Origin of the sequence: Streptomyces sp. MspMP-M5 (assembly GCF_000373585.1) — a bacterium.
In the GTDB taxonomy this organism is placed as follows: Bacteria; Actinomycetota; Actinomycetes; order Streptomycetales; family Streptomycetaceae; genus Streptomyces.
The window spans coordinates 84,178-93,308 of sequence record NZ_KB891897.1; the positions used below are offsets into that span (position 1 = coordinate 84,178).

Genomic DNA, 9,131 nt, shown 5'->3' on the forward strand with positions numbered 1-9,131 from the left:
ACGCAACGCAGCCGGGGCGGGCCCCGGTCCGGCTGCTGTCACACGTGGGGGTAGTGGTTCGATGCGTGCACTCAAAGTGCTGCTGGTGCTCGTCGTGATATTCGGCGGGCTGTTCGTGGCGGCCGACCGCGTGGCGGTCAATCTCGCCGAGGACAAGGCCGCGGACAAGCTCCGCAGCATGAACGGGATCACCTCGACGCCCGAGGTCTCCATCAAGGGCTTCCCGTTCCTGACCCAGGTCGCCGGGCGGAACCTCGACGAGGTGGACGCCGAACTCGACCACATGGCGGCGCGTTCGGCGGGCCGCACGCTGACCCTGAAGCACCTCTCGGCGCAGTTCCACGACGTCGCGCTGACCAGCGACTACACCTCCATCGACCGCGCCGCCTCGGCGACCGCCACCGCCCAGATCAGCTACGCGGACATGACCAACGCGGCCGGCGGCGGCGTGAAGATCTCCTACGGCGGCGAGAAGGACGGCCGCGCCCAGGTCAAGATCTCCCCCAACGTCCCGCTGCTCAGCCAGTTCGACGTCACCGGCTCGATCGAGATCGTCCACGGCGACACGGTCCAGGTGAAGGCCGACACCGTCCCCGCGATGTGCCGGGCGCTCCCCGGCTGCGAGCGCACAGTGCGGGACCAGACCGACCACGGCTGGAAGCTGGACCAGCTGCCGGGCAGCCTGAAGCTGGAGAAGGTCACCACGACCGCACAGGGCATCACGGTCACCGCGTCCGGCACGGACGTCCGGCTCACCCGCTGAGCCGTCCTCGGGTGGCGGACCGCCCCACCGGCCGCCGCCCGAGCCCACCTTGGTCCATTTCCCGAGACGACCCAGTCCGTACGCCAGACCCCCCACCTGCGGCGGCGCCCCGCCGAGCGCTCCGCGCCGCTCCTCCCGGCATACACATCCCGCATCGCGGACAATCACGTCTCGCCATTTGACACACCGGTGACATGCCGCGCTCCGCCTCCCTACGATCGGAGCCATGCAGAGCGCATCGAGCGGTCTCCGTCCACGGGGCCAGGCGGTACTGACGAAGCGGCGGGCAGTCGACCTGTGCCGCGTCGCCGCCATGCTCTGTCGCCCTGCCTGACGGGCCGTTCGCCCCCGTCACCCCCGGCCGGCCGCCCCTTGAGGCCGCCCGCCTCCCCGTCACGAGTTCCCCGTACAGCGCCGCGCGCCCGATCGCGCCGCGCCGTCCGGCGTACGCGTGCACCCCTCAAAGCCCGCCCCCGCAACTGCCCCGGAGGAGAGAAGACCATGAGCCGTAGCGACGTCCTCGTAGACGCCGACTGGGTCGAGGCCCACCTGGACGACCCGAAGGTCGTGCTCGTCGAGGTCGACGAGGACACCTCGGCCTACGACAAGAACCACATCAAGAACGCCGTCCGGATCGACTGGAAGCAGGACCTCCAGGACCCGGTCCGCCGCGACTTCGTCGACCAGGAGGGCTTCGAGAAGCTGCTCTCCGCGAAGGGCATCGCCAACGACGACACGGTCGTCCTCTACGGCGGCAACAACAACTGGTTCGCGGCGTACGCCTACTGGTACTTCAAGCTCTACGGCCACGACAGCGTCAAGCTGCTCGACGGCGGCCGCAAGAAGTGGGAGCTGGACTCCCGCGACCTGGTCGACGGCTCCGCGGTCCCGAAGCGCCCGGCGACGGAGTACAAGGCCAAGGCCCAGGACACCTCGATCCGTGCCTTCCGGGACGACGTGGTCGCCGCGATCGGCACCAAGAACCTCGTCGACGTCCGCTCGCCCGACGAGTTCAGCGGCAAGCTGCTGGCCCCCGCGCACCTGCCGCAGGAGCAGTCGCAGCGTCCCGGCCACGTGCCCAGCGCCCGCAACATCCCGTGGTCGAAGAACGCCAACGACGACGGCACCTTCAAGTCGGACGACGAGCTGACCGCCCTCTACGAGGAGGAGGCCGTCGACCTCGCCAAGGACACCATCGCCTACTGCCGGATCGGTGAGCGCTCCGCGCTGACCTGGTTCGTGCTGCACGAGCTGCTCGGCCAGACCAACGTCAAGAACTACGACGGTTCCTGGACCGAGTACGGCTCGCTGGTCGGCGTCCCGATCGAGCTCGGCGCCAACAAGTAACCCCGAGAGCCCCCTCCCTACCCCTCAAGGAAGTACCCCTATGTGTGGAGCACAGGCCGGCGGCCCGGACGCCTCGACCATCAAGCCCGGTGAGACCACCATCCAGGGCAGCGTGACCCGCGACGGCCAGCCCGTCACCGGTTACGTCCGCCTGCTGGACAGCACCGGCGAGTTCACCGCCGAGGTCCCCACCTCCGCGACCGGACAGTTCCGCTTCTACGCGGCCGAGGGCACCTGGACGGTGCGCGCCCTCGTGCCGGGCGGCAGCGCGGACCGCAGCGTCGTCGCCGAGAAGGGCCGGGTGGCGGAGGTCGCCATCGCCGTCGTCTGACGGACGGCACTCGCGCGTACGGACCCGCGACCCGGGTCCGTACGGCCGGAGGGCCGCACCCCAGGGGTTTGGACGCCTTGGCTGTGGGGTGCGGCCCTCCGTGCTGCTCCGGTGCGGCGGACCGCCCGTCCACCGGGCTTCTTTCCGGGGCGCGGCGGACTTACCGTGGACGTATGTCCGCGCATGCGCACCGCCGGCTCACCCCACCGCATCGCCGCCACCGCCGGTACTTCGTCCTGATGGGCGTGTGCCTGATGCTGTTCGTGCTGGCGTGGAGCGTGGTGCGGCTGTGGTCCGTGCCGGCCGCGGTCGCGATGTGCGTCGTCGCCATGGTCATCCCGCCCTGCGCGGCCGTCGTCGGCAACCGCCGCGAGCCCGGCGAGCGCTGGTGGGACGAGTCCGGCGACCCGGAGTCCGACCGCTGGTGGCGCGAGCTGGACGACCGCGACGACGAGGACCGCCGCCGGAGCTAGATGAGTGCGCATCCGGGCGGCGGCCCTTGATCGGCATCCGCGTCGGTGTAGCCGTCAGTAGACGAGCGCCTGCACGTCGTCCGGCATGATCTCGCTGACGAACAGCTGGGAGCCGGCGATGCCCGCCCCCTCGATCAGGTCCTTCTCCTCGATGCCGCGCCGCGCCGCGCACTGCGTGCAGACCGTGATCGCCCCGCCGCCCGCGCGGATCCCGTCGATCAGCTCCGGCAGCGGCGCCGCGTGCGGCAGCTCGAACTCCGCCGCCCTGCCCGGCAGCGCGAACCACACCGACTCCCCGGTCAGCCACAGCGACACCTCGACACCGCTGGCCACCGCCACCGCCGCCACCGTGAACGCCTGCGAGCACCGCTCGGGCGCGTCCGCGCCCGCCGTCACCTTGATCACCAGCTTCTTCGCCATGGGCCCAGCGTAGGCGCGACGGACCTCACGCGGACCTCACAGCGCCGCCACCGAGGGCGCCGACTAGACTCTCAGGCGGTCCGTAACACCTCACTCCGCCCAAGGAGCGCGCTCGTGCTTGAGGCATTCTTCACCACCCTGCTGGTTCTGGTCGCCGTCGGCGTGATCGCGTTCGCCGGGCTGACCTGGAAGAAGCTGTACCAGGGCCAGCGCTGACCTCCCGCCCGTCTTCCCGCCACCGCCCTTCATAGGAGCGCTTCGCGCGCCCCTTCCGCTCCCCCACAGATCGCCTGAGCTCATGATCGAGATCCCGTCCGACCTGAACCCGTCGCTGGTCCCGCTGGCCTTCCTCCTCGGCCGCTGGGAGGGCGCCGGCGTCTACGCCCGCGTCGGCGACACCGACGCACAGGCTGCCGGCGTCGAGAAGTGCAACTTCGGCCAGGAGGTCGTCTTCTCCCACGACGGCCGCGACTTCCTGGAGTACACCTCGCACACGTGGGTGCTCGACGAAGAGGGCAAGAAGGTCGCCCCGCTGGAGACGGAGACCGGCTTCTGGCGGGTGGACGCGGACCGCAAGGTCGAGGTCGTGATGACCCGCGACCAGGGCGTCGTCGAGATCTGGTACGGCGAGCTGGCCGACCAGAAGCCGCAGATCGACCTGGCCACCGACGCCATCGCACGGACCGCCGCGGCCAGCCCGTACAGCGGCGGCAAGCGGCTCTACGGCTACGTCAAGGGCGACCTGATGTGGGTAGGCGAGAAGTCCACGCCGGAGGTCCCGCTGCGCCCGTACATGTCCGCGCAGCTGAAGAAGGTCACCGACCTCAAGGAGTGGGCCGAGAGCCTGCCCGACGACATGCCGGACGGCATCGCCTTCTTCCGCCCGGACGGCACGCCGTACGAGGGCTGACGCCCCGGGCCGCCCGGCCCGTGACCATCACGCATGACGCGCCCCGCGGGGGAAGTCCGGTGAGATTCCGGCGCTGACCCGCAACGGTAAGCGGACGCCCCGCGCGGGGCGCGTTCCGCAAGCCCGATCGCCCGCGGCGGCGCCGCATCCGCACCGACTCGCCGTGGACTGCGAGGGGACGCCGCCGACGCCCACGCCGGGCCGCCGCTCCTTCACTCCCCCGAGCTCTCAAGGAGCAGGGGGGACCCCCACGCACGCGGCCCGAGCCGAAGGCCGACCACCCTTGGCACGTCCCGCCCGCACCCTCCCCCTGGCCGCGGCCCTCGCCGCCGTCCTGCTCGCCTCGCTGCTGTGCGGCACCGCCCTGGGCGCCGCCGGCATCGGCTGGCCGCAGGTGCTGCGCTATCTGGGCGCCGGCCTGACCGGCGGCACCCTACGCCCCGACGAGGTCCCCGCCTACACCATCGTCTGGGAGCTGCGGTTCCCCCGCGCGGTGCTCGCCGCCGTCGTCGGCGCCGGCCTCTCGGCCATCGGCGTCGCCGTCCAGGCCCTGGTCCGCAACGCCCTCGCCGACCCCTTCGTGCTCGGCATCTCCTCCGGCGCCGCGGTCGGCGCCAACACCGTCCTGCTCTTCGGGGCGCTGGGCGCGCTCGGCGTCTGGGCGCTGTCCGCCTCGGCCTTCGTCTCCGCGCTGCTGGCCATGGCCCTGGTCTACGCTGCCGCCCGCACCACCTACGGGCTGACCCCGATGCGGCTGGTGCTGACCGGCACCGCGATGTACTACGGCTTCTCCGCGATCACCACCCTGATGGTGTTCACCGCCGACCGCGGCGAGGCGGCCCGCGCGGCGATGATGTGGCTGCTGGGCAGCCTCAGCGGGGCCGGCTGGGGCTCGGTCCCGATCGCCGCGGTGGCGGTCGCCGCGGCCCTGGCCCATCTGCTGCTCTCCGCGGGCCGGTTGAACGCCCTGGCCATGGGGGACGAGACCGCCGCGGCGCTGGGCGTGGACCCCGACCGGCTGCGCCGCGAGCTGTTCGTGGTGGCCGCCGCGGCCACCGGCGCGGTGGTCGCGGTCAGCGGCGCGATCGGCTTCGTCGGGCTGATGGTGCCGCACGCCACCCGGATGCTGGTCGGCGCCGACCACCGCCGGGTGCTGGCCGTCGCGCCGCTGCTCGGCGCGGTGCTGCTGGTCTGGGTCGATCTGCTCTCGCGGGTACTGCTGGCCCCGGTCGAGCTGCCCGTCGGGGTGATCACCGCCGTGGTCGGCGTCCCCTGCTTCGTGCTGCTGATGCGGCGGCGCGGCTACACCTTTGGCGGCGGTGCCTGATGCGGCTGGACATCACCGGGCTGTCGGTGGCGGTGGCCGGGCGGCAGCTCGTCCACGACGTCGGCCTGACCGCCGACAGCGGGCGGCTCATCGGGCTCGTCGGCCCCAACGGCAGTGGAAAGTCGACCCTGTTGCGCTGCGTCTACCGGGCGCTGCGCCCGGCCGCCGGCACCGTCCGGCTCGACGGCACGGACCTGCACGGGCTCACCGCCCGCGAGGCCGCCCGGCTGCTGGCCGCACTGCCCCAGGAAGGCGGCACCGACTTCGACTTCACCGCCGCCGAGGTCGTCGCGATGGGTCGGCTGCCGCACCAGCGCGGCTCCCGCCGGCCCAGCGCCGCGGACCGCGGGATCTGCGACCGGGCACTGGCCCGGGTCGGCGCCGCCCACCTCGCCGAACGCGGCTTCCTGCGGCTCTCCGGCGGCGAGAAGCAGCGGGTGCTGATCGCCCGCGCGCTGGCCCAGGAGCCGCGGGTGCTGGTCCTCGACGAACCCACCAACCACCTCGACATCGCCCAGCAGTTGGAGGTCCTGGCACTGGTCCGGGACAGCGGGCCGACCGTGCTCGCCGCGCTGCACGACCTCAACCTCGCCGCGGTGCACTGCGACGAGCTGTACGTCCTCGCCGACGGCCGGATCGTCGCCTCCGGTGCGCCGCACGACGTCCTCACCGCCGAGCTGCTCGCCGAGGTCTTCGGCGTCCGCGCGCACCGCGTGCGCCACCCCGAAACCGGCGCCGTCCAGCTGCTGTTCGACCGCCTGCCCGCCTCCTGAGGACCCGAGGACCCCATGCCGAACACCCCCCGCGCCGCCCGCCGCGGCCTGCGCCCCGCCGCCCTGCTCGCCGCCCTGGCCCTCGCCCTCACCGGCTGCGGCGCCCACGTCGCCAAGGAGAACGGCGGCGCCGGCACCGACGACCGCGCCTCCGGGCACTACCCCGTCACCGTCACCAACTGCGGTATCCCCGCCACCTATGCGCACGCCCCGCGCCGCGTGGTCACCAACGACGTCGGCATCACCGAGATCATGTTCGCGCTGGGCCTGGAGGGCCGGATGGCCGGCTACGCCATGCCCGACGACAAGGGCGACCTGTCCAAGGTCCCCTGGAAGACCGCCTACGGCAAGGTGCCCCGGCTCTCCAAGAAGGCCCTCACCAAGGAGATGGCCCTGGACGCCAGGGCCGACCTGGTCTTCGCCGGCTGGAACTACGGCTTCGGCGAGGGCAACGGCCTGACCCCCGCCGCCCTCAAGAAGCTCGGCATCGGCTCCTATGTGCTGACCGAGTCCTGCCACAACGGCACCGACGGCGGTGCCCGCGGGGTGCTGCCGCCCCTGGAGGCGCTCTACGCCGACCTCGCCGCCCTCGGGAAGATCTTCGACGTCGAGGACCGCGCCCAGGCCCTGATCCGCACGTACCGGAAGCAGGTCGCCGAGGCCGCCGCGCACGCCCCGGCCCACCGTCCCACCGTCTTCCTCTACGACGACGGCCGCGACAAGCCGCTGACCGCCGGCCGGTACGCCGGCCCGCACGACATCATCACCAAGGCCGGCGGCGACAACGTCATGAAGGACCTCAAGGACTCCTGGACGTCCGTCGGCTGGGAGACCGTCGTCGCCCGCGACCCCGACGTCATCGTCATCAACAACTACGGCGACACCACCGCCGCGCAGAAGAAGGCGTTCCTGGAGTCCTACGCCCCGCTCGCCGACGTCTCCGCCGTCAAACACCACCGCATCTACGTCATGGACTACGCCGAACTCGTCGAGAGCCCCCGCAACCCCACCGCCGTCAGCGACCTGGCCCGCTATCTGCGGGGCGTGCACACCGGCTGACCCGGCGCGGCGCGGATGGCCGACTCCGGGGCATGCGCACGGCCCGGCCGCCCTCCTACACTGGCCGTGTGGTGACCACCGACTGGCAGAGCGACCTCCGCAGGCGCGGATACCGCCTGACCCCGCAGCGGCAACTCGTCCTGGAGGCGGTCGACAGGCTGGAGCACGCCACGCCGGACGACATCCTCACCGAGGTGCGCAAGACCGCCGGCGGCGTCAACATCTCCACCGTCTACCGCACGCTGGAGCTGCTGGAGGAGCTGGAGCTGGTCAGCCACGCCCACCTCGGGCACGGCGCGCCCACCTACCACCTCGCCGACCGCCACCACCACCTCCACCTGGTGTGCCGGGACTGCACGGACGTCATCGAGGCGGACCTGTCGGTCGCCGAACCGTTCACGGCCACCCTCCGCGAGCAGTTCGGCTTCGACACCGACCTGAAGCACTTCGCGATCTTCGGCCGGTGCACGGCCTGCACGGACCGGGCCGCGCCGGGCGGCGAGCCCGCCAAGGCGAACGAGTAGGTCCGGCGCCGCTGGTCGTAGGCTGGGCCCATGCTGCGACATTCATCCGCCAGCCCCCTGCTGTCGCTGCCCGGCGCCGTCCCCGCCGAGGCCCCCGACGAAGGCGTCGCCGCGCACTACGGCGACCTGTTCCGGGAGCAGCGCGCCCTCGCCGACGGATCCGGCTTCGTGGACCTCTCGCACCGCGGTGTGCTGACCGTCAGCGGCCCCGAGCGGCTGAGCTGGCTCCATCTGCTGCTCACCCAGCACGTCACCGAACTCCCGCCCGGCCAGGCCACCGAGGCGCTGATCCTCTCCGCGCACGGCCATGTCGAGCACGCGCTCTACCTGGTCGACGACGGCGGGACGACCTGGATGCACACCGAGCCCGGCAAACAGGAGGCGGTGCTCGCCTATCTGGAGAGCATGAAGTTCTTCTACCGGGTCGAGGTCGCCGACCGCACCGGGGAGTTCGCCGTCGTCCACCTCCCGGCCGGCTCCATCGCCGAGGCCCCCGAGGGCACCGTCGTCCGGGAGACCCCGCACGGCCGCGACCTCTTCCTGCCCCGCGCCGAGCTGGAGTACTTCGCCGCGGCGCACGGGCCCGCGATCGGCGTCCTGGCGCTGGAGGCGCTGCGCGTGGAGGCGCACCGCCCGCGGCTGGGCCTGGAGACCGACCACCGCACCATCCCGCACGAGGTCGGCTGGATCGGCAGCGCGGTCCACCTCCAGAAGGGCTGCTACCGCGGCCAGGAGACCGTCGCCCGGGTCCAGAACCTCGGCAAGCCGCCGCGCCGCCTGGTCTTCCTCCACCTCGACGGCAGCGAGGTCCACCTCCCGCCGCACGGTACGCCGATCCGGCTGGCCGCGGACGGCGAGGAGGGCCGCCAGCTCGGCTTCGTCACCACCTCGGCCCGCCACCACGAACTCGGCCCGATCGCCCTGGCCCTGGTCAAGCGGAACGTACCGACCGACGCCCCACTGATCGCGGGCACCACCGCGGCCTCCCAGGAGGTCGTGGTCGAGCCGTAACGGGGGCCGCAACGGGGGGCGGGGGCCGTAACGGGGGCGGGCCCTGTCGGGAATACCTCCCGCCCCCGCCCCGTTGTGGCCCCGCAGGGGGCCTCCGTGCCCCCTAGGGGATCCGTTCCCCCTCCCCCTACGAGCCGCCCGCCCCCGTAGCCACCGGGCCACGGCCCCGCGGCCCCGCGGCCCCGCAGCCCCC

General features: G+C 72.6%; 12 protein-coding genes and 1 riboswitch. Of the genes, 11 read left to right on the top strand and 1 reads right to left on the bottom strand.

The features are described 5' to 3' along the window. Positions 1-61: 61 nt before the first annotated feature. From B073_RS0121505 to B073_RS0121520, 5 genes are all read left to right on the top strand, one after another. Positions 62-763, top strand: a complete 702-nt coding sequence (locus B073_RS0121505) for a DUF2993 domain-containing protein (RefSeq protein WP_018540152.1) — start codon at positions 62-64, stop codon at positions 761-763. 226 nt (positions 764-989) lie between these two features. After that, on the top strand, positions 990-1,097 hold the full coding sequence (locus B073_RS49325) for an Ms5788A family Cys-rich leader peptide (protein ID WP_420706449.1): 108 nt from the start codon (positions 990-992) through the stop codon (positions 1,095-1,097). 167 nt (positions 1,098-1,264) lie between these two features. Continuing rightward, complete coding sequence (locus B073_RS0121510) at positions 1,265-2,110, top strand: sulfurtransferase (protein WP_018540153.1); 846 nt, start codon at positions 1,265-1,267, stop codon at positions 2,108-2,110. A gap of 40 nt (positions 2,111-2,150) precedes the next feature. Next, the gene (locus tag B073_RS0121515; protein ID WP_018540154.1) at positions 2,151-2,441 is read left to right on the top strand and encodes a DUF1416 domain-containing protein; all 291 of its coding nucleotides are present in this window, start codon (positions 2,151-2,153) and stop codon (positions 2,439-2,441) included. Between the two features lie 173 nt (positions 2,442-2,614). Continuing rightward, positions 2,615-2,914, top strand: coding sequence for a DUF3099 domain-containing protein (locus B073_RS0121520; protein ID WP_018540155.1), 300 nt, complete (start codon positions 2,615-2,617; stop codon positions 2,912-2,914). 54 nt (positions 2,915-2,968) lie between these two features. Here B073_RS0121520 and B073_RS0121525 read toward each other — a convergent pair whose 3' ends face one another. Beyond that, complete coding sequence (locus tag B073_RS0121525) at positions 2,969-3,334, bottom strand: DsrE family protein (RefSeq protein WP_018540156.1); 366 nt, start codon at positions 3,332-3,334, stop codon at positions 2,969-2,971. 298 nt (positions 3,335-3,632) lie between these two features. On the opposite strand from B073_RS0121525, the gene B073_RS0121535 reads away from it, so the two are divergent. From B073_RS0121535 to B073_RS0121560, 6 genes are all read left to right on the top strand, one after another. After that, on the top strand, positions 3,633-4,244 hold the full coding sequence (locus tag B073_RS0121535; protein ID WP_018540157.1) for an FABP family protein: 612 nt from the start codon (positions 3,633-3,635) through the stop codon (positions 4,242-4,244). A 48-nt stretch (positions 4,245-4,292) separates the two neighbouring features. Then, positions 4,293-4,377: riboswitch (cobalamin riboswitch) on the top strand. Between the two features lie 150 nt (positions 4,378-4,527). Next, positions 4,528-5,571: a FecCD family ABC transporter permease gene (locus B073_RS0121540; RefSeq protein ID WP_018540158.1), complete on the top strand. Its 1,044-nt coding sequence runs from the start codon at positions 4,528-4,530 to the stop codon at positions 5,569-5,571. After that, entirely contained in the window at positions 5,571-6,344 is a 774-nt protein-coding gene (locus B073_RS0121545; RefSeq protein ID WP_018540159.1) for an ABC transporter ATP-binding protein, read from the top strand. Before B073_RS0121540 ends, B073_RS0121545 begins: the two co-directional genes overlap by 1 nt. A 15-nt stretch (positions 6,345-6,359) precedes the next feature. Next, complete coding sequence (locus tag B073_RS0121550) at positions 6,360-7,403, top strand: ABC transporter substrate-binding protein (RefSeq protein WP_018540160.1); 1,044 nt, start codon at positions 6,360-6,362, stop codon at positions 7,401-7,403. A 68-nt stretch (positions 7,404-7,471) separates the two neighbouring features. Continuing rightward, positions 7,472-7,927, top strand: a complete 456-nt coding sequence (locus tag B073_RS0121555; RefSeq protein ID WP_037812295.1) for a Fur family transcriptional regulator — start codon at positions 7,472-7,474, stop codon at positions 7,925-7,927. A 30-nt stretch (positions 7,928-7,957) separates the two neighbouring features. Continuing rightward, a complete protein-coding gene (locus tag B073_RS0121560; protein WP_018540162.1) occupies positions 7,958-8,938 on the top strand; it encodes a YgfZ/GcvT domain-containing protein in 981 nt (326 codons plus the stop codon). Positions 8,939-9,131: the final 193 nt, after the last annotated feature.

What these genes read in the sequence shown, in the direction of transcription:
- B073_RS0121550 (WP_018540160.1), top strand. Translation starts at nt 6,360, where the DNA reads ATGCCGAACACCCCCCGCGCCGCCCGCCGCGGCCTGCGCCCCGCCGCC.
- B073_RS0121510 (WP_018540153.1), top strand. Translation starts at nt 1,265, where the DNA reads ATGAGCCGTAGCGACGTCCTCGTAGACGCCGACTGGGTCGAGGCCCAC.
- B073_RS0121520 (WP_018540155.1), top strand. Translation starts at nt 2,615, where the DNA reads ATGTCCGCGCATGCGCACCGCCGGCTCACCCCACCGCATCGCCGCCAC.
- B073_RS0121545 (WP_018540159.1), top strand. Translation starts at nt 5,571, where the DNA reads ATGCGGCTGGACATCACCGGGCTGTCGGTGGCGGTGGCCGGGCGGCAG.
- B073_RS0121515 (WP_018540154.1), top strand. Translation starts at nt 2,151, where the DNA reads ATGTGTGGAGCACAGGCCGGCGGCCCGGACGCCTCGACCATCAAGCCC.
- B073_RS0121505 (WP_018540152.1), top strand. Translation starts at nt 62, where the DNA reads ATGCGTGCACTCAAAGTGCTGCTGGTGCTCGTCGTGATATTCGGCGGG.
- B073_RS0121560 (WP_018540162.1), top strand. Translation starts at nt 7,958, where the DNA reads ATGCTGCGACATTCATCCGCCAGCCCCCTGCTGTCGCTGCCCGGCGCC.
- B073_RS0121525 (WP_018540156.1), bottom strand. Translation starts at nt 3,334, where the DNA reads ATGGCGAAGAAGCTGGTGATCAAGGTGACGGCGGGCGCGGACGCGCCC.
- B073_RS49325 (WP_420706449.1), top strand. Translation starts at nt 990, where the DNA reads ATGCAGAGCGCATCGAGCGGTCTCCGTCCACGGGGCCAGGCGGTACTG.
- B073_RS0121535 (WP_018540157.1), top strand. Translation starts at nt 3,633, where the DNA reads ATGATCGAGATCCCGTCCGACCTGAACCCGTCGCTGGTCCCGCTGGCC.